This is a genomic window from Candidatus Pantoea gossypiicola (genome assembly GCF_008632075.1).
Lineage (GTDB): Bacteria > Pseudomonadota > Gammaproteobacteria > Enterobacterales > Enterobacteriaceae > Pantoea > Pantoea gossypiicola.
The window spans coordinates 116,864-136,210 of the sequence record NZ_VWVM01000002.1 but is presented as its reverse complement, the minus strand read 5'-3'; the positions used below and the strand labels follow the sequence as shown (position 1 = coordinate 136,210).

General features: G+C 59.5%; 13 protein-coding genes. 11 read left to right on the top strand and 2 right to left on the bottom strand.

The genetic code is table 11. From position 1 onward, the window contains the following. Genes nirB through cobA form a run of 3 tightly spaced genes read left to right on the top strand, consistent with a single transcriptional unit; the run spans position 1 to position 7,561 of the window. On the top strand, positions 1–4,065 hold the full coding sequence (nirB, locus tag F3I20_RS02965; RefSeq protein WP_150038405.1) for a nitrite reductase large subunit NirB: 4,065 nt from the start codon (positions 1–3) through the stop codon (positions 4,063–4,065). Beyond that, on the top strand, positions 4,062–6,680 hold the full coding sequence (locus F3I20_RS02960; protein WP_150038407.1) for a nitrate reductase: 2,619 nt from the start codon (positions 4,062–4,064) through the stop codon (positions 6,678–6,680). The genes nirB and F3I20_RS02960 overlap by 4 nt, the downstream gene beginning before the upstream one ends. Beyond that, a complete protein-coding gene (gene cobA / locus F3I20_RS02955; RefSeq protein WP_150038409.1) occupies positions 6,680–7,561 on the top strand; it encodes a uroporphyrinogen-III C-methyltransferase in 882 nt (293 codons plus the stop codon). The genes F3I20_RS02960 and cobA overlap by 1 nt, the downstream gene beginning before the upstream one ends. A gap of 1,072 nt (positions 7,562–8,633) precedes the next feature. Here cobA and F3I20_RS02950 read toward each other — a convergent pair. After that, positions 8,634–9,446 carry a DeoR/GlpR family DNA-binding transcription regulator gene (locus F3I20_RS02950; protein WP_150038002.1) on the bottom strand — a complete coding sequence of 271 codons (813 nt, stop codon included), beginning with the start codon at positions 9,444–9,446 and terminating at the stop codon, positions 8,634–8,636. A 351-nt stretch (positions 9,447–9,797) separates the two neighbouring features. Between F3I20_RS02950 and F3I20_RS02945 the strand changes: the two genes are divergently transcribed. The 8 genes from F3I20_RS02945 (at position 9,798) to F3I20_RS02910 (ending at position 18,965) form a co-directional block, all read left to right on the top strand. Continuing rightward, complete coding sequence (locus F3I20_RS02945; RefSeq protein ID WP_150038003.1) at positions 9,798–10,595, top strand: GolD/DthD family dehydrogenase; 798 nt, start codon at positions 9,798–9,800, stop codon at positions 10,593–10,595. A 55-nt stretch (positions 10,596–10,650) separates the two neighbouring features. Next, complete coding sequence (locus tag F3I20_RS02940; protein ID WP_150012686.1) at positions 10,651–11,586, top strand: D-ribose ABC transporter substrate-binding protein; 936 nt, start codon at positions 10,651–10,653, stop codon at positions 11,584–11,586. Positions 11,587–11,631: 45 nt separating this feature from the next. Further along, on the top strand, positions 11,632–12,243 hold the full coding sequence (locus F3I20_RS02935; protein ID WP_150012688.1) for a DUF2291 family protein: 612 nt from the start codon (positions 11,632–11,634) through the stop codon (positions 12,241–12,243). A gap of 10 nt (positions 12,244–12,253) precedes the next feature. Then, positions 12,254–13,786: a sugar ABC transporter ATP-binding protein gene (locus F3I20_RS02930; RefSeq protein WP_150038004.1), complete on the top strand. Its 1,533-nt coding sequence runs from the start codon at positions 12,254–12,256 to the stop codon at positions 13,784–13,786. A gap of 144 nt (positions 13,787–13,930) precedes the next feature. Next, positions 13,931–14,998 carry an ABC transporter permease gene (locus tag F3I20_RS02925; RefSeq protein WP_150012692.1) on the top strand — a complete coding sequence of 356 codons (1,068 nt, stop codon included), beginning with the start codon at positions 13,931–13,933 and terminating at the stop codon, positions 14,996–14,998. Positions 14,999–15,009: 11 nt separating this feature from the next. Then, positions 15,010–15,807, top strand: a complete 798-nt coding sequence (locus tag F3I20_RS02920; protein ID WP_150038005.1) for an SDR family oxidoreductase — start codon at positions 15,010–15,012, stop codon at positions 15,805–15,807. 175 nt (positions 15,808–15,982) lie between these two features. Continuing rightward, positions 15,983–17,416, top strand: a complete 1,434-nt coding sequence (locus F3I20_RS02915; RefSeq protein ID WP_190286142.1) for a YchO/YchP family invasin — start codon at positions 15,983–15,985, stop codon at positions 17,414–17,416. 226 nt (positions 17,417–17,642) lie between these two features. Next, entirely contained in the window at positions 17,643–18,965 is a 1,323-nt protein-coding gene (locus F3I20_RS02910) for a methyl-accepting chemotaxis protein (RefSeq protein ID WP_190286141.1), read from the top strand. A gap of 153 nt (positions 18,966–19,118) precedes the next feature. On the opposite strand, the gene F3I20_RS02905 is transcribed toward F3I20_RS02910, so the two are convergent. After that, positions 19,119–19,319: a hypothetical protein gene (locus F3I20_RS02905; protein ID WP_223811652.1), complete on the bottom strand. Its 201-nt coding sequence runs from the start codon at positions 19,317–19,319 to the stop codon at positions 19,119–19,121. Positions 19,320–19,347: the final 28 nt, after the last annotated feature.

The window sequence follows — 19,347 nt, the reverse complement described above, 5'->3', positions numbered from 1 at the left end:
ATGAAGCAACGGTTGCTGGTGATAGGTAATGGCATGGCGGGCATGCAGATGGTGGAGAGCCTGCTGCAGCGTGCGCCGCTGCGTTACGCCATCACGGTCATTGGCCGTGAGCCGCACGGCAACTACAACCGCGTGCTGCTGTCGCCGGTGCTGGCGGGTGAAAAGTCCTTCAGTGACACCGTCATCCACGACCGCGACTGGTATCAGCGGCACGGCGTGACGCTGCTGACCGGTGAAACCGTGCAGCAGGTCGATCTGGCCGCGCGTACGGTGCAGACCGATCAGCGCCAGCTCGGCTGGGATCGGCTGGTGTTTGCCACCGGTTCACAGCCCCGTCTGCCCGCGATCCCCGGTATTGATGCCGGTCACGTACTCGGTTTTCGCAGCATCGCCGACGTCCGGCAACTGCTGGCGGGTCAGGGACCGGTGGTGATCCTGGGCGGCGGCTTTCTCGGCATTGAAGCGGCGGCGGCACTCTGCGCCCGTGGCCGCGAGGTCACGCTGGTGCATCACAAACCCTGGCTGCTGGACCGCCAGCTGGATGCCAAAGCGGGCGAGCTGCTACTGACGGCATTAGCGCAGCGCGGTATCCACTGCGTACTGAACAGTGGCATCACGGCGATTGACGAGGCGGGCGTGACGCTGACCTGCGGGCGTCGCTGCGCCGCCACGCAGGTAGTGATTGCCATCGGTGTTCAGCCTGAGGTGACGCTGGCGCTGGCGGCGGGCTTACCGTGTCAGCGCGGGATTATTGTTGATGGTCAGCTGCGCAGCGCCATTCCTGATGTTTACGCGGTGGGCGAGTGCTGTGAAATCGCGGGTGAAACCTTTGGCCTGGTCACGCCCTGCCTGGCGCAGGCAGAGATTCTGGCGGCGCAGCTGGCCGCATCGCCGCTGGCGGATTTCGTCAGTGAGCCGCTGGCGACGCGACTTAAGGTCAGCGGCATTTCGCTGTTCAGCGCAGGTGATGTCAGCGAGGCACCGTCCATCCGCAGTTTTGATCCGATCTCCGGCGACTATCGCCGACTTTTTCTCCGTCAGGGTCGCCTCTGTGGCGTGCTGCTCTCTGGCGATACCCGGCAGGGCGCGGCGTGGCTGGAACGTCTGCAGCGCGCCGAGCCTGTCACGCTCGATACCCTGTTCGATCACGATCAACCTGAACCGCAGCCACCGGCTGCAGAGAGTCCTGAGATGAGTAAACCGGTTTTAGCCGTGATTGGTCACGGCATGGTCAGTCACCACTTTCTTGAACAGCTGGTTGCCCGCGAACTGCATCGGCACTATCACATCGTGGTTTACGGCGAGGAGCGTCAGCAGGCTTACGATCGCGTGCACCTGTCGGACTATTTCAACGGCAAAACGGCCAGCGATCTGTCGCTGGTCGGCGCGGACTTTTTTGCCCTGCACGGTATCGAACTGCGCAGTGGCTGCACGGTTGTAGCCATTGATCGCCAGCAGCGCAGCCTGCGTGACAGCGCGGGCAGTGAGCTGGCGTGGGATAAGCTGGTGCTGGCGACCGGCTCACGCGCGTTCGTCCCGCCGGTGCCGGGTCATGATGGTGAACGCTGCTTTGTCTATCGCACGCTGGACGACCTTGATGCCATTGCCGCCTGCGCCCGCCATAGCCAGCGCGGTATCGTGATTGGCGGCGGCCTGCTGGGTCTGGAGGCGGCGAATGCGCTGCGGCAGCTCGGGCTGGAGACGCACGTTGTGGAGTTCGCGCCACGTCTGATGGCAGTGCAGCTCGATGAGGGCGGGGCGCTGATGCTGCGCCAGAAGATCGATGCACTGGGCGTCACCGTTCACACCGCAAAACAGACCGAGCTGATCGCGCAGCAGCCCGATGGCAGCGTGGTGCTGCACTTTGCTGACGGCGGCCATTTACCCGGCGATCTGGTGCTGTTCTCCGCGGGAATCCGCCCGCGCGATGAGCTGGCGCGTGAGGCGGGCCTGACGCTGGGAGCGCGCGGCGGCATTGAGATTAACGATCGCTGCCAGACCAGCGATGATGACGTGTTTGCCATTGGGGAATGCGCGCTGTGGAACGGCCAGATCTTTGGCCTGGTCGCGCCGGGATATCAGATGGCACGGGTGCTGGCCGGGCATCTGGCGGCTGAATCCGCCGCCTTCAGCGGCGCGGACATGAGCACGAAACTGAAACTGCTGGGTGTGGAGGTGGCGTCGTTCGGTGATGCCCATGGCCGCACGCCGGGCAGTCAGCATTATCACTGGACCGACGGGCCAAAAGGCGTTTACAAAAAAATCGTGGTCTCTGCGGAGGGCACCCGACTACTGGGCGGCGTACTGGTCGGGGACAGCAGCGATTACGCCACGCTGCTGCAGATGATGCTCAACGATTTACCCTTGCCTGCCGCGCCGGAGAGCCTGATCCTGCCTGCGCTGGCCGGTGCGCCAAAAGCGCCGGGCGTCGCGGCATTGCCCGACAGTGCCCAGGTCTGCTCCTGTCATAACGTCAGCAAAGGCGACATCTGCGCAGCGGTGAAAGGCGGATGCGGTGAGATGAGTAGCATCAAGAGCTGCACCAAAGCGGCCACTGGTTGCGGCGGCTGTGCGGCACTGGTGAAGCAGGTGATGGAGTTTCAGCTGGAAACTCTCGGCGTCGAGGTGAAAAAAGATGTCTGCGACCACTTCAGCTATTCCCGCCAGGAGCTTTATCACCTGGTGCGGGCCGGTGAGTTCAGAACGTTTGATGCGCTGCTGGCCTCACACGGCAAGGGTCAGGGCTGCGAAGTGTGCAAGCCGCTGGTGGGGTCGATTCTTGCCTCCTGCTGGAACGACTATCTCCTGAAACCGGCGCACCTGCCGCTGCAGGATACCAACGACCGCTATTTCGCCAACATCCAGAAAGATGGCACCTATTCCGTGGTGCCGCGCGTTCCGGCGGGAGAAATTACGCCGCAGGGGCTGATCGCCATTGGTGAAGTGGCCGCGCGTTATGACCTTTACACCAAAATCACCGGCGGGCAGCGTATCGACCTGTTTGGCGCGCGGCTCGATCAGCTGCCCGCTATCTGGCAGACGCTGCTTGAGGCCGGTTTTGAAACCGGCCACGCCTACGGCAAGTCGCTGCGCACCGTGAAATCCTGTGTCGGATCCACCTGGTGCCGCTACGGCGTGCAGGACTCGACCGCCTTCGCCATCACACTGGAGAACCGTTACAAGGGACTTCGCGCCCCACATAAAATCAAGATGGCGGTTTCGGGCTGTACCCGCGAGTGTGCGGAAGCGCAGAGCAAAGATATCGGCGTGATCGCCACCGAAAAGGGCTGGAATCTCTATGTCTGTGGCAATGGCGGCATGAAGCCGCGCCATGCCGACCTGTTTGCCAGCGATCTCGACGATGCCACGTTGCTGCGCTATGTCGACCGTCTGCTGATGTTCTATATCCGAACTGCCGATCGGCTGCAACGCACCAGCGTCTGGCTGGACAATCTGGAAGGGGGGCTCGAATACCTGCGTCAGGTGGTGATTGAGGACAGCCTTGGGTTGGGTGCAACGCTGGAGCAGGAGATGCAGCGGGTGGTGGAGGCGTATCAGTGCGAGTGGCAGACCACGCTGGCGGATCCGTCGCGGCTCGCGCTGTTTACGCCGACGATCAACAGCGAGCAGCCCGATGAAACCCTGCACTACAGCCGGGTACGCGGTCAGCGGCAGCCTGAAGCCTTGGCTGCGCGTCCGCTGCTGCAACTGCCCGCCGGGGCGTGGAGCGCAGTCTGCGCACTGGAGGCGATTCCGCCTGAAGCAGGGATTGGGGCGCGGCTCGGCAGCGAACGTGTTGCGCTGTTCCGCTTTGGCGACGCGCTCTATGCGCTGGAGGATCGTGAGCCTGGCAGCGACGCCAGCGTGCTGTCGCGCGGGATTCTGGGTGATGTCGGCGGCGAGCCGGTGGTGATCTCTCCGCTCTACAAGCAGCGGGTGCGGCTGCGTGACGGGCAGAGTCTGGATAATCCGCAGCATCAGTTGCGCTGCTGGCCGGTGAAGCTGGAAGCAGGGCAGATCTGGCTGGCAAACCGTCCGCAAAATCCGCTGGCGCAGGCATCATGAACAGCACCTGTCCCTATTGCGGCGTTGGCTGTGGCGTCTGCGTCACGTCGCAGGGTAATCATCAGGCAACGGTGACTGGCGATCCGCACCATCCCGCTAACGCAGGCCGGTTGTGCGTTAAGGGCGCGGCGCTGGGCGAGACGCTGACGCCACAGGGGCGTCTTCTTACCGCTCAGGTTAACGGCCAGCCGGTCAGCCTTGATGCGGCGCTGGATGCGGCAGCGGCGGGATTGCGTGCGGTGATCGATCAATATGGTCCGCAGGCGGTGGCGTTTTATGGCTCCGGGCAGTTGCTGACCGAGGATTACTACGTTGCCAATAAGCTGATGAAGGGCTATATCGGTGCCGCCAATATTGATACCAATTCGAGGCTCTGTATGGCATCAGCCGTAGTCGGCTATAAGCGGGCGCTGGGAGCGGATGCGGTGCCCTGCTGTTATGACGATCTGGAACAGGCGGATCTGGTACTGCTGGTAGGGTCCAATGCCGCCTGGGCGCATCCGGTAGTCTGGCAGCGGCTGATGCAGGCGAAGCAGCAGCGACCGGCGATGCGCATAGTCGTTATCGATCCACGCCGCACGGCCAGTTGCGATCAGGCCGATCTGCATCTGCCGCTGCGTCCCGGCAGTGATGCGGCGCTGCTTTCCGGTCTGTTGCACTGGCTGGCGCAGCAGGATGGCCTTGATAGCAGCATGCTGCCGCACCTGAATGGCGTGAGTGAAACCCTGGCCGCCGCCGCGCAGTGGGATGTGGCGCGGGTCGCAGAGACCTGTGATTTAACGGAACAGCAGGTGACGCACTTTTTCCGGCTGTTCAGCCAGCACGATCGGGTGCTGACGCTGTGGTGCATGGGGATCAATCAGTCAACCACCGGCAGCGATAATAACCAGGCGATTCTGAATCTGCATCTCCTGACGGGCAAAATAGGCCGTGCGGGCTGCGGGCCTTTTTCGCTGACCGGACAGCCAAATGCCATGGGCGGTCGCGAAGTGGGCGGTCTGGCGAACCAGCTGGCGGCGCACATGAATTTTACAGACGAGGATTGCGATCGGGTGCAGCGTTTCTGGCGCAGTCCGGCGATGGCCCGCCAGCCGGGGCTGACCGCGCTGGATCTCTTCAGCGCGATTGCCGAAGGTGAGGTGAAGGCGGTATGGATTATGGGCACGAATCCGGCGGTATCGATGCCGGAGGGAAACCGTGTGGCGCAGGCGCTGGCGGCCTGTCCGCTGGTCATTGTCTCGGATGTGATGGCGCAGACTGATACCAGCGCTTTTGCCGATATTCTGCTGCCCGCCCAGGGCTGGGGCGAGAAGAACGGCACAGTCACCAATTCAGAGCGACGTATTTCGCGGCAGCGCGCCTTTGCCGCCGCACCAGGTGATACCCGGCCTGACTGGTGGCTGCTGGCGCAGGTGGCGCAGCGGTTAGGGTTCCGTGAGGGATTTAACTGGCAGCATCCGTCGGAGATTTTCTGCGAACATGCGGCGCTGTCGGGGTTTGAGAACGGCGGTCAGCGGGCGTTTGATATCAGCGGGCTGGCGCAGTTGAGCCAGGCCGAATGGGATGCGCTGCGTCCGGTTCAGTGGCCGGTAAATGCTGCTCATCCGCAGGGCTGTGCGCGGTTGTTTGGCGATCGCCGCTTTTTTCACCCGGACGGGAAAGCCCGGCTGCTGGTCCCGGCCACGCCCGCCTTAACCCGGCGTGATGCGGCTTATCCGCTCTTGATGAACAGCGGTCGGGTGCGCGATCAGTGGCATACCATGACGCGCACCGGGCTGGTGCCGCGTCTGATGCAGCATTGTGATGAGCCGTTTGTGGCGCTGCATCCCGCTGACGCCGCGCAATATGGCGTGACGGAGGGCGGTCTGGCACGGGTGCAGTCGGTGCAGGGCTGGATCAGTGCGCGGGTGCGCACTGATGCCGGGATGCGGCGCGGCGAGCTGTTTGTGCCGATGCACTGGAACCGGCAGTTCAGTCAGCAGAGTCACGTCGATATGCTGGTCGCCGCCCGCGCCTGTCCGTTTTCAGGGCAGCCTGCGCTGAAGCAGACGCCGGTGCGGATTCTGTCGCTGGCGGTGAGCTGGCAGGGCTGGCTGTGGCAGCGCGGGATTGAGCGGCCCGCAGGCTTGCGTTACTGGTCGCGCGTACCCTATCCGGCGGCGCAGCGCTATGCGGTCGCAGGCGATGGATTACCGCAGGTGTGGCTGGCGGAGCATGTCGATTTGTCAGGCCTGGATCTGCAGCTCGCCACTGGCAGCGGCAATGATTACCGGCTGCTGGCATGGCGTGATGGCGAGTTACAGCTGGCGTTTTATGCCGGATCCATGTTGCCATCGATTGATAGTGCATTTGTCGCGGCGGTCTTTGCGGATGCGCCGCAGGACGCTGCCGGGCGGCACAGCGTGCTGGCGGGTCAGGCGATGCAGCGCAGCGCAGCAGGCCGGATTATCTGTAGCTGTATGGGGGTGGGCGAGCAGACAATTTTGCAGGCGGTGGCGCAGGGGTGTCGTACCACTCAGGCGCTGGGCCGGAAGCTGAAGTGCGGCACGCAGTGTGGCTCCTGTATTCCGGAGCTGAAGCAGTTGTTGCTGTCCGACGTGGTTGTGGAGGAATGATGACGCGAGCGATTGATTCTCTGGATAAGTTACTGGCCCCGGTCGGTGTGGCAAAGCAGCAGGGTGTGGTGTGGCTGGTGGGCGCAGGCCCGGGTGATGTGGAGTTGCTGACGGTGAAGGCGTTGCGGTTGCTGCAGCGGGCTGACGTGGTGGTGTATGACCGGCTGGTGAGTGAAGCGGTGATGGCTGAAGTGCCGGAGAGCGCGTTATGCATTGACGTGGGTAAGCAGCCGGGGAAGCACGGGCTGAAGCAGGCGCAGATTAATCAGCTGCTGGTGGATCTGGCTCGCAACGGGCGGAATGTGATCCGGCTGAAGGGGGGCGATCCCTTTATTTTTGGGCGCGGTGGCGAGGAGATGGTGAGTCTGCAGCAGGCCGGGATCCGCTGTGAGGTGGTACCGGGCATTACAGCGGCGGTGGGCTGTGCGGCGGCCAGCGGGATTCCGCTGACGCATCGGAACTGTGCGCAGTCGTTGCGGTTGATTACCGGCCATGGCCGGAGTGGCGAGCCGCAGCTGGATGCAGTCGCACTGGCGGCGGTGAATCAGACGCTGGTGTTCTATATGGGATTGAGCTGGAGTGCGTCGATCAGTACGCAGTTGCAGGCGCAGGGGCGCGATGCCGGGACGCCGGTGGCGATTATTGAGAACGGCACCCGTCCGGATCAGCGGGTGTTGATTACCACGCTGGGAGGGCTGGCGGAGACGGTGGCGCAGGAAAAGCCGGTTTCGCCGTCGCTGCTTGTGGTAGGTGAGGTCGTGCGGTTCTATCGGGCGGATTTGCAGGTGCGGGATGATGTGACGGTGAGCCGATGCGATGTGCAGGAAGTCGGGTGCGTCGTGCAGGAAGTACGGTGCGTCGTGCAGGAAAAGCCTGCCTGATCGCAAAGGAATCCCGCATCCCTGCGGACTGGGCTCGCCATCCCTGGCTCGCACACTTTGCTTTTCAGGCAGGCCAACCCTGCACGGCTGGCAATGGTGCGGGGTTTTGCGTGAGCGGGTCTGGAATCAGGTGCAGGTAGGTCTGGGTGAGAAGGCAGGAAGGGTTTGAAGAGTCGGTGCGTCGTGCAGGAAAAGCCTGCCTGATCGCAAAGGAACCCCGCATCCCTGCGGACTGGGCTCGCCATCCCTGGCTCGCACACTTTGCTCTTCAGGCAGGCCAACCCTGCACGGCTGGCAATAGTGCGGGGTTTTGCGTGAGCGGGTCTGGAATCAGGTGCAGGCAGGTCTGGGTAAGAAGGCAGGAAGGGTTTGAAGAGCCGGTGCGTCGTGCAGGAAGTACGGTGCGTCGTGCAGGAAAAGCCTGCCTGATCGCAAAGGAACCCCGCATCCCTGCGGACTGGGCTCGCCATCCCTGGCTCGCACACTTTGCTCTTCAGGCAGGCCATTCCTGCACGGCTGGCGATGGTGCGGACGTTTTGCGAAAGCGGGTCTGGAATAAGGTGCAGGCAGGTCTGGGTAAGAAGGCAGGAAGGGTTTGAAGAGCCGGTGCGTCGTGCAGGAAGTACGTTGCGTCGTGCAGGAAAAGCCTGCCTGATCGCAAAGGAATCCCGCATCCCTGCGGACTGGGCTCGCCATCCCTGGCTCGCACACTTTGCTCTTCAGGCAGGCCATTCCTGCACTGTTGGCAATAGTGCGGTTTTTTGCGTGAGCGGGTCTGGAATCAGGTGCAGGCAGGTCTGGGTGAGAAGGCAGGAAGGGTTTGAAGAGCCGGTGCGTCGTGCAGGAAGTACGGTGCGTCGTGCAGGAAAAGCCTGCCTGATCGCAAAGGAATCCCGCATCCCTGCGGACTGGGCTCGCCATCCCTGGCTCGCACACTTTGCTCTTCAGGCAGGCCAACCCTGCACGGCTGGCAATGGTGCGGGTTTGCGGCAATGCCCGCGCTTTCCTGCGCCTGAAATTCTCGTTTCTCAGTGCCTGAAATCAATCACGGCACTTCGGTACGGAAGTTCAATTACATCGCCCGCTTCAGCGGCAGCGGGGCCACCAGCACTTTCACGCCCAGGGCCTCAAACGCTTTGACCTGCGCGGGGCTGATGCCGCTGTCGGTAATCAGGTAGTGGATGTTGCTCCAGTCACAGGGCAGCGCGAACATAGACACCTTGTCGATTTTGCTGGAGTCTGCCACCACGTAAACCGTGCTGGCGGATTTGATCATCGCCAGTTTTACCTTGATGTCCGTTTCGCTGGGGAAGCTCAGGCCCAGACGCGGTGAGATGCAGGCGGTGGCCAGAAAGAGTTTTTCGGCCAGCACATTTTCGAAAAAGCTGGCCGCTTTCTCGCCCGAGGTGGAGAGCGTCGGAAACTTAAAGGTGCCGCCGGTCAGCAGGATGTTGATACCCGGCTCGCCGCCCAGTTTCAGGGCGATATTGACCGCCGTGGTCACCACGGACAAACGGCGGATGTGGCTGATGGCGTCGGTAATCGCGGTAGTGGTAGTACCGGAATCGAAAATCACCGTGTCGCCATTTTCGATATGCTGCGCCGCCAGTCGGCCAATTGCCTCTTTCTCTTCCAGATGGATCTGCCGCTCCAGCAGCATCGCGCCGGTATTCTGCTTGCCCGTCATCAGCGTTGCGCCACCGTGGTAGCGCTGCACAAACCCCTGTTTTTGCAGCATGCGCAGATCGCTGCGTAATGTGGCTTCGGTCAGTCCAAAGGTCTCGGTCAGCGCTTTGACCGTGACCGTACCATCCTCACGGATCATCTCCAGAATTTTCTCGCGGCGTTGCTGCATGTCAGCGAACTGCTCACTTTTGCTTTTCAATCGAAATGCTCCCTTTTTCAGTAACCTGATGGCTTGGGCGAACAAGGTCTCTGTGGCTGAGTTTAACGCGCCATTTTTATGAATGCGAGATGACCTGACAGACCTGTCGTTTTCGAACGAAAATAAATAATCAGCAGGTTATTGAATCTCTCAGGCTTTCCCGATTGCAGCAGGACAGCTTTATTTCGGTACTGGAAGCCAGATCACGTCTTTTCAATCAGATATGACGCTTTGAACAGCAGATGGTCGAAATTTGATCTGCTCCACATATCATTTCTTTTCGATAGCTTATATTTTTGTTCGAAAATGATTGGATCGTTCGTATCAGCAAAAATCAGGGGGAAGAGTGGGATGAGTAGTGAATATGACGTAAACCTGCGCTACGGCGTGGATACCGCAATGAATCTGGCCGGTAAGGTGGCGGTGGTGACCGGCGGACTGGGCGGCATCGCCATGGCGACCAATGGCATGCTGCTGGAGAAGGGCGCGCGTCTGGCACTGCTCTATCCGCCGTTTGAAGCGGAGAAAGTTGCCAGTCTGCAGGCGGACTTCGCAGCCGATCGGGTGCAGTTTGTCTGCTGTGATGTCACCGAGTCCGCGTCGGTGGAAAAGGCGTTTGACGCGGTGGTTTCCCACTATGGCCGCATCGATATTCTGGTCAACTGCGCAGGCTACGTGATGCTGCAGCCGGTAATTGAGACTGATTTTGCCGAGTGGCAGAAGCAGATCGCGGTGAACCTCACCGGGCCTTTCCTCTGCTCGCAGGCGGCCGCACGGCTGATGATTCGTGCCGGTGCGGGCGGCAAGATTATTAATATCGCCTCCCAGGCGGCGTCCATCGCCATCGATAACCATGTCGCCTATACCTCCGCCAAAGCGGGCCTGCTGGGCATGACCAAAGTGATGGCTAAAGAGTTTGCTCCGCATCGCATCAACGTGAATACCCTGTCGCCCACCGTGGTGCTTACGCCGATGGGTGAGAAAGCCTGGCGCGGCGAGAAAGGCGAGCAGATGAAAAAGCTGATTCCGCTGGGGCGCTTTGCCTATACCGATGAGATCGCCGCCGCCGTGCTGTTCTTCGCCAGCAACGGTAGCGACATGATTACCGGTGCCGATTTGATGATCGATGGTGGCTTCACCATCTGGTAAGGCCAATCCAACACCCGGAACTTCATCCCCTGCCATAACGATAAGAGAGAACATCATGAAAAACCGTACCCTGCTGTGTAGTGCCGTGGCTGCCTGCCTGGTCTCTCAGGCGGTGTTTGCCGCCGAAAAAGGCACCATTATGATTCTGGTTAACTCACTCGATAATCCCTACTACGCCTCTGAAGCCAAAGGTGCCGATCTCAAAGCGCAGTCGCTGGGCTACAAAACTACGGTGCTATCGCACGGCGAAGATGTGAAGAAGCAGAGCGAACTGATCGATGCCGCTATTGGTAAGAAAGTGCAGGGTATCGTGCTGGATAACGCCGACTCCACCGCCAGCGTGGCGGCGATCAAAAAAGCCAAAGATGCCGGCATTCCGGTGGTGCTGATCAACCGTGAAATTCCGGTAGATGACGTGGCGCTGGCGCAGATTACCCACAACAACTTCCAGGCAGGTTCAGATGTGGCCAACGTCTTTGTCGAAAAGATGGGGGAAAAGGGCAAATACGCCGAGCTGGCCTGTAACCTGGCCGACAACAACTGTGTGACTCGCTCAAAATCGTTCCATCAGGTGCTGGATCAGTATCCCGACATGCAGAGCGTGGCGCGACAGGATGCCAAAGGCACCCTGATCGATGGTAAGCGCATTATGGACAGCATCCTGCAGGCGCACCCGGATGTGAAAGGCGTAATCTGCGGTAACGGTCCGGTCGCGCTGGGTGCCATTGCGGCGCTCAAGGCAGCCGGTCGCAACGATGTCATCGTGGTGGGAATTGATGGCAGCAACGATGAACGCGATGCGGTGAAAGCCGGCACGCTGAAGGCCACGGTGATGCTGCAGGCGCAGGCGATTGCCGCTGAAGGCGTGACCGATCTCGATAACTTCATTCAGAAAGGCGTGAAGCCGGAGAAACAGCGGGTGATGTTCCGCGGCATTCTGATTACCCCGGAAAACGCCAAAGGCGTCCAGGACTTTAACTACAAGTCGTAATTAACCGCTGTCGCGCCTGCGCGAGCGGGTGCCAGGGAGAAGAAGATGTCACGAAGAGTCTGGCTGACGCTGATGGTCATGCTGTTAGGCGGCTGCAAAATTGTGTCGCAGCAGGAGCTGGCTGACCTGAAAAATCCCCCCAATCCGAAGATGGCCAACATCGACCAGCTCTGGCAGCAGAAGCTGGTGCCGCAGGTCCAGGCGGAGGCGAAACCGCTGGCGACGCTGATGTCGTCGCTGCAATCTGCCAAAGACTTTGACAGCGCCTGTCAGACCTACGGCTATCGCAGTCAGGCTGAGAATCCCTGTGTCTTCAGCGTTTCCGTTCGCGGCGAGGTAACGGCTGTCAATACCACTTCCCGCAGCGGAAAGATGACCGTGAAGGATGAATCAGGTGACAGTGTCACTATTCAGGTCGGGCCAATCATTCGTGGCACGGCGCTGCGCGATGTCTATAAGGGCGCGAGTTATCAGGACTTCAACGATCAGGTGCTGTTTGGTGATTACGGTAAGGCGATTAATCAGCACGCCTCAGCCCTGATGCAGCAGTTCGCACCTAAAGTGGGCGACAAAGTGAGGGTCAGCGGCGTGTTCAGCAGCTGGGACATTCCGCAACAGCTGCCGGATATCACTCCGGCTGCCATCACCCGGCAATAAGGAGCGGCAGATGCAAAATCCGCAACCGCAAACGTCCGGCGACGTGATTATCGAAACGCGCAACGTGTCGCGTCTTTATCCCGGCGTGACCGCACTCGATCAGGTCAGCTATCGCGTTTATCGCAACAAAGTAAATGTCCTGATCGGGGAGAACGGGGCCGGTAAGTCCACCATGATGAAGATGCTGGCGGGGGTGGAAACGCCGTCGTCGGGCGAGATCCTGCTGGATGGCAAGGTGGTGTCGCTGAACTCAACCCATCAGGCGGAGAAGCAGGGGATCAGCATCATTTTTCAGGAGCTGAATCTGTTTCCCAACATGAACGTGATGGACAACATTTTTATCGCCAACGAGTTTTTCCAGCGCGGCGTCATCAATGAAAAGTATCAGTATGCGCTGGCGAAGTCGCTACTGGATCGGCTGCAGCTCGATGTCGATCCCTATGCACCGCTGGGCGAGCTGGGCATTGGGCATCAGCAACTGGTGGAGATTGCCAGAGCGCTGTCGAAGGATACCCGGGTACTGATCATGGATGAACCCACCAGTGCCCTGAGCCAGTCGGAAGTGAAAGTGCTGTTCAATGTCATCGATCAGCTGAAGCGACGCGGTGTCACCATTATCTACATTTCTCACCGGCTGGAAGAGCTGATGGAGATAGGCGATCACATCACCATTTTTCGCGATGGCCGTTTTATCAGTGAGCGCGAGGTGCGCGATGCCAGCGTGCCGTGGATTATCGCCCAGATGGTGGGCGATAAGAAAAAACAGTTCGACTATCAGCCTGCGTCACAGGGGGAAACGGTGCTGGAGGTTGAGGGGCTGACCGCGCTGCATCAGAACGGCGGCTACAGGCTTAATGAGGTCAGTTTCAGCCTGCGCAAAGGCGAGGTGATCGGCATTTATGGACTGCTGGGCGCGGGACGCACGGAGCTGTTTAAGGGGCTGATTGGGCTGATGCCCTGTCAGTCGGGCCGGGTCCGGCTGTCCGGTAAGGATCTGGCGAAACGCAGTTTTCAGCAGCGGCTGAAAAGCGGCATCGCCCTGGTACCCGAAGATCGCAAAGGCGAAGGAGTGATTGAACTGATGTCGATCACCGCCAACATGACACTCTCTGATTTCAGCCTGCGCGGTTTTCGTCGGGCGCTGGGGCGGGTAAATCCGGCCCGGGAGCAGCAGCGGGTCAGTGAGATGATCGGCCATCTGGCAATCAAAGTCAGCGATCCCGACCTGCCGGTGACCGCGCTGAGCGGGGGTAATCAGCAGAAGGTCGTGCTGGGTAAAGCGCTGATGACCGGGCCGCAGGTTGTGTTGCTGGATGAGCCAACGCGCGGCATCGATGTGGGTGCCAAAACTGACGTCTATCACCTGATTGGCAATCTGGCTCAGCAGGGGCTGGCCGTGATGTTCTCATCGTCCGAGCTGGATGAGGTGATGGCGCTGGCGGACCGCATTTTAGTGATGGCCGATGGCCGGATAACGGCCGATCTGCCTCGTGCAGCGGCAACGAGAGAACATCTGATCGCGGCATCAACCCCGCAGGATTAAGCGCCTGGCCCATTGGGCTATTTTATTCGTCAGTCTGAACCTGAGCAGTGTCGTGTTTACCGGGTTATTCCGCGCGCGCCGTGTTCAGACTGCCTGCAACCATTACGCCTGCTGGGCCAGACGCTAAGCTGGCCGGAGAATGTCATGAACCAAAAGTATCTGCTCTATATGTACCTCCTCAAGGCGCGCACCTTTATTGCGCTGCTGATTGTGGTCGGCTTCTTCAGCGTGATGGTGCCGAACTTTCTGACTCCCTCTAACCTGTTGATCATGACGCAGCACGTGGCCATAACCGGGCTGCTGGCGATAGGGATGACGCTGGTGATCCTCACCGGCGGTATCGATCTCTCGGTGGGGGCGGTCGCCGGAATCTGCGGCATGGTGGCGGGCGCGCTGCTGACCAATGGCATCCCGTTATGGGGCGGCAATACGCTGTTTCTCAACGTGCCGGAGGTGATTCTGGTGGTGGCGATCTTTGGCGTGCTGGTGGGCCTGATTAACGGCACGGTGATCACCCGACTGGGCGTGGCGCCCTTTATCTGCACCCTGGGGATGATGTATGTGGCACGCGGGGCGGCACTGCTGTTCAACGACGGCAGCACCTACGCCAACCTGGTGGGCATGCCCGCGCTGGGCAACACCGGCTTTGCCCTGCTGGGTTCCGGCACCGTGCTGGGCGTGTATCTGCCGATCTGGTTGATGCTCGGCTTCTTACTGCTCGGCCTCTACCTGACGCGCAAAACCCCGCTGGGCCGTTACATCTACGCCATTGGCGGCAATGAGTCCGCCGCGCGGCTGGCGGGCGTGCCGATTATTAAAGTGAAAATTTTTGTCTACGCCTTTTCGGGCCTCTGCGCCGGATTGGTCGGGCTGGTGGTGGCGTCTCAGTTGCAGACCGCGCATCCAATGACCGGCAACATGTTTGAGATGGACGCTATTGGTGCCACGGTGCTGGGCGGCACGGCGCTGGCGGGCGGACGTGGGCGGGTGTCCGGCTCGATTATTGGCGCGTTCGTTATCGTTTTCCTGGCCGATGGCATGGTGATGATGGGCGTCAGCGATTTCTGGCAGATGGTGATTAAAGGCCTGGTGATTGTCACAGCCGTTGTGATCGACCAGTTCCAGCAACGTCTGCAAAGCAAAGTGGTGCTGCTGCGTCGCCATGAAAAAAAGCAGCAGGCAGCACCTCTCACTGATGTTCGTCACAGTTAACAGGAGCAATTATGAGCCGCGAACAACGTGGAAAAACAGTGGTGATTACCGGTGCCTGTCGCGGCATCGGTACCGGGATCGCGGCGCGTTTCGCCCGCGACGGGGCCAGGCTGGTGATGGTGTCGAATGCCGATCGGGTTTTTGCCACGGCCGACCAGCTTTCGCAGCAGTACGGCAGTGAGATTCTGGCGCTGCAGGTCGACGTTACGGATGAAGTGGCGGTTCAGCAGCTCTATCAGCAGGCCTTTGAACGCTTTGGTCAGATTGACGTCTCGATACAGAATGCAGGCGTGATCACCATTGACCGCTTCGACACCATGCCGAAAAGCGACTTTGAGCGGATTCTGGCCGTAAACACCACAGCCGTCTGGCTCTGCTGTCGTGAAGCGGCGAAATATATGGTGAAGCAGGGCAGCGGCAGTCTGATTAACACGTCATCGGGGCAGGGACGGCAGGGCTTTATCTACACGCCACACTATGCCGCCAGCAAAATGGGTGTGATAGGCATTACCCAGAGTCTGGCGCTGGAGCTGGCACCGTGGAACATTACGGTCAACGCCTTCTGTCCCGGCATCATTGATAGTGAGATGTGGGATTACAACGATCGCGTCTGGGGCGAGATCCTCAGCAGCGAGGAGAAAACCTACGGCAAAGGTGAGCTGATGGCGGAGTGGGTGAAAAACATTCCGCTGAAGCGTGCCGGTCAGCCGGAGGATGTGGCCGGACTGGTGGCGTTTCTGGCTTCAGACGATGCGCGCTATATCACCGGACAGACTATTAACGTGGATGGTGGCTTAATCTTCTCCTGAAGACGCCAGAGATAACCCCGGGCCTGCTTCACAGCAGGCCTTTTTTTGTGCCAGACTTTTCTGGTATATGCACAATTTGCCTCTGCTGTCCTGCATCGCCGTCACAATATGTTAAGGTAACTGTCAATGAATTTGACTTTATCGCAGCAACAAATTAATCAATGTGCCGGGTGACATGATACGGAAAACAGGGGTTCTCTCTTTGCTTGCGCTGTCGCTCTCTGTCTTGCAGAGCGCCCGCGCGTTCCAGACTGAAACGACAGTGTCAGAAACGCCGTTCGACAATCCTGCGCGCTACAGTGAGTCACTGCCGACGCTTGGCAGTGCCAGCGACGAGGATGAAGAGTGGAGCAAAAAGCTGGCGGCCGTGGCGAAAAGTATCGGTGAAGCGAGTAACAACAGCGACAGCAATGTAACGTTTGGCCAGCAGGCGGGCGTCTGGGCGTTCAATCATCTGCGCGATGAAGTCGCTAATCGGGTCGAGAGCGAAGGGCAGTCACTGCTTTCGCCCTACGGCACTGCGCAGCTCGATCTGAAAGTCGACATGAACGGCAACTTTGCCGGCACGGGCGGCGATCTTTTCAGCGCACTGGCCGACGAGAAGAGTCTGCTTACCTTCAGCCAGCTTGGTCTGCATGATACCGGCGACGGTCTGGTCGGCAATGCGGGACTGGGACAACGCTGGGACGCCGGTAACTGGTTGCTGGGCTACAACGGCTTTGTCGATCACGTCTTCAGCAGCGGCCTGCAGCGTGCTTCGGTGGGGACTGAAGCCTGGAGTGATTCGATGCGTTTTTCTGCAAACTACTATCTGCCGCTTTCCGGCTGGAAAAATCTTGGCAGTTCGCAGCAGCAGCGTATGGCGCGCGGCTATGACATCACCAGCCAGAGCTATCTGCCCTTTTATCGTCAGCTGGGCGTCTCGGTGAGCTATCAGCAATATCTGGGTGAAAATGTCGATCTGTTTAACAGCGGCAACCGCTACCACAATCCTTCCGCCATGTCGTTTGGCCTCTCTTACACGCCGGTGCCGCTGGTCACGCTGTCTGCTACCCACAAAACCAGCAGTGCCGGTGAAAGCCAGGATCAGCTGGGGCTGAAACTGAACTATCGCTTCGGCGTGGCGCTGAGCCGTCAGCTTGATGCCGGAAACGTCGCGGAAGCACGCTCCCTGCGCGGCAGCCGTTACGATACCGTGACCCGCAGTGATACGCCGGTGCTCTCATTCCGTCAGCGCAAAACGCTGTCGGTATTTCTGGCGACGCCACCCTGGCAGTTAAGCAGTGGCGAGAGTCTGCCACTGAAGCTACAGGTGCGGGCCAGCAATGCGATCAAGGCAGTGAGCTGGCAGGGTGACACACAGGCGCTGAGCCTGACGCCACCGGCTAATAACGCGGATCCGCAGGGCTGGAGTGTGATTTTACCGCAGTGGGATCCGTCGCCAGACGCCAGCAACGAATACCGGCTGTCGGTGACACTGGAGGACAGCAAGCAGCAGCGTGTGACCTCTAACTGGATCACCCTGAAAATTGAGCCGCCTATGGCTATGGATGCGCCCCCGCAAAACGATCCTTACGATTTAATGGCTCCCACCGGCACGGCCCTCTAGCGGGCACCTGTCGGCACGGCGCGCTGGCGGGAAAATCCGGCCAGAGCGCGACATGACATGTCCGCCCGACTTCATCACAGAAGCGTACTGATGTGCGGCCGTCAGGCTTATGTGTCAGTAGTAACATCACGTTGCAATCATCAGTCGCAACTATCGCAGCGATGCGTAAGGGACGCTGGCAAAATGCCGATAACAAGAGCAATTCCACCGTTTACTGGTCTTGCTTATGCGCCTGAGTTTACTGAAATATCTTGTCCCTACTTTTCTCCGTCAGCGTGGCCTGCACGCCTCCGCGTCTTTCCGATCGCTGGGGCGCGCTATGCCCGTGATTGAGTTCACGCCTGAGGGCATCATTCAGAAAGCCAGCCCGCTATTTGTGGCGGCCATGGGATACCGGCAGGATGAAATTGTCGGTCAGCATCACAGTATGTTCTGCCCGCCCGCGCTGGTGAACTCGCCAGAATACCGACGTTTCTGGCAGCGTCTGGCGGCCGGCGAAAGCTTCAGTGATAAATATCTGCGGCTGGCTAACGGTATGCGGCCAGTCTGGCTGGAGGCGAGTTATATTCCGGTGACTGACCGTCGCGGACGGGTATTCAAAATCGTGAAAATAGCCGCGGATATTTCAGAGAGAATGCAGTCATCACTGGAGCAGGAGTCGATTATCAATGCGATCAGCCGCTCCATGGCCGTGATCGCCTTTAGTCCTGACGGACACGTTCTTGAGGCAAATGATAACTTCCTTAAGGCTACCGGTTATCAGGCTGCTGAGGTAATAGGAAAGCATCACCGGCTTTTCTGTTCAGATACCCTTTCTCAGAGTGAGGAGTACCGGCAGTTCTGGTTGAGACTGAATCAGGGCGAGTTCTTTTCGGGCCAGTTTCCCCGTCTTAACCGGCGTGGCGAACCGCTCTGGCTCAGGGCAACTTACAATCCGGTATTCAACAGTGATGGACAGCTCACTAAAATTGTTAAATTCGCCACTGACGTGACTGAGCAGGTGCTGCGTAATCAGCAGGAATATGAGGCGGCGTTAAATGCCTGGAACATGGCTGTCCAGACGCGGGGAAGTGCACAGGCGGGCGCGGATGTTATCGACAACAGCATTCAGATGATCAGCCGGATTGCTGAAGAGATGAGCGTCGTGTCGGCAGATGTCACGCGCCTGAACAGCCAGTCTGACAGCATTGATGGCATGGTTGAAACCATCCGGCGCTTTGCCATGCAGACCCGACTTATTGCACTGAATGCCGCCATTGAAGCGGCACGTGCAGGCGCGTCCGGGCGGAGCTTTGCCGTCGTGGCGGCAGAGGTCCGCAGCCTGGCGGCCAGCGTCAGCAGTGCGACCGAGGAGATTGAGCGGGTGGTGGCGGGCAACAATCAACTGGCCAGAGAGGTGCTGCGGGGAATTGAAACCTCGCTGGCGAACACCGGTCAGGGGGTACTGCTGATGCGTGAAGCGGGAGACGTGATTGCCAGCATTCAGAAGGATTCAGAGCGGGTAGAAAGCGCTGTCAGAGACGTTGCCCGGGCGGCACATAGCGAATAACCACGCCTGGACCGGTCGGATAAACAGGGCCGGTCAATGCGTGGCCCTGAAGAACAGGGATTCATTGGGTCAGGTCCGGCAGTTGTCTCAACAGGAGAATAAGGAACGGCGGCTGTCAGGATAATCTGATCAGTGCCGCTCAGCCTGGCAGGGTTAGTTAACCAGTTTCGTCACGACACGAACGGCTCTGGCATAGACTTCTCTCTGACCGTTGACGGACCGCGCTTCCTGTTGTTTCAGGTAAGCGATGATTTCCTGTATGCCTGCCGTCTTGCCCGACTTCAGCAGGCTCGAAACAGCCTGTCCTACCACGGCATGAACATCATCCATATCTGCCGGTTTATCGGTACCCAAATGAAACTCCAGTGGAATAATTCTGATT

Coding starts and splice junctions, on each gene's coding strand:
- nirB (WP_150038405.1), top strand. CDS start 1: ATGAAGCAACGGTTGCTGGTGATAGGTAATGGCATGGCGGGCATGCAG.
- F3I20_RS02960 (WP_150038407.1), top strand. CDS start 4,062: ATGAACAGCACCTGTCCCTATTGCGGCGTTGGCTGTGGCGTCTGCGTC.
- cobA (WP_150038409.1), top strand. CDS start 6,680: ATGACGCGAGCGATTGATTCTCTGGATAAGTTACTGGCCCCGGTCGGT.
- F3I20_RS02945 (WP_150038003.1), top strand. CDS start 9,798: ATGAGTAGTGAATATGACGTAAACCTGCGCTACGGCGTGGATACCGCA.
- F3I20_RS02940 (WP_150012686.1), top strand. CDS start 10,651: ATGAAAAACCGTACCCTGCTGTGTAGTGCCGTGGCTGCCTGCCTGGTC.
- F3I20_RS02935 (WP_150012688.1), top strand. CDS start 11,632: ATGTCACGAAGAGTCTGGCTGACGCTGATGGTCATGCTGTTAGGCGGC.
- F3I20_RS02930 (WP_150038004.1), top strand. CDS start 12,254: ATGCAAAATCCGCAACCGCAAACGTCCGGCGACGTGATTATCGAAACG.
- F3I20_RS02925 (WP_150012692.1), top strand. CDS start 13,931: ATGAACCAAAAGTATCTGCTCTATATGTACCTCCTCAAGGCGCGCACC.
- F3I20_RS02920 (WP_150038005.1), top strand. CDS start 15,010: ATGAGCCGCGAACAACGTGGAAAAACAGTGGTGATTACCGGTGCCTGT.
- F3I20_RS02915 (WP_190286142.1), top strand. CDS start 15,983: ATGATACGGAAAACAGGGGTTCTCTCTTTGCTTGCGCTGTCGCTCTCT.
- F3I20_RS02910 (WP_190286141.1), top strand. CDS start 17,643: ATGCGCCTGAGTTTACTGAAATATCTTGTCCCTACTTTTCTCCGTCAG.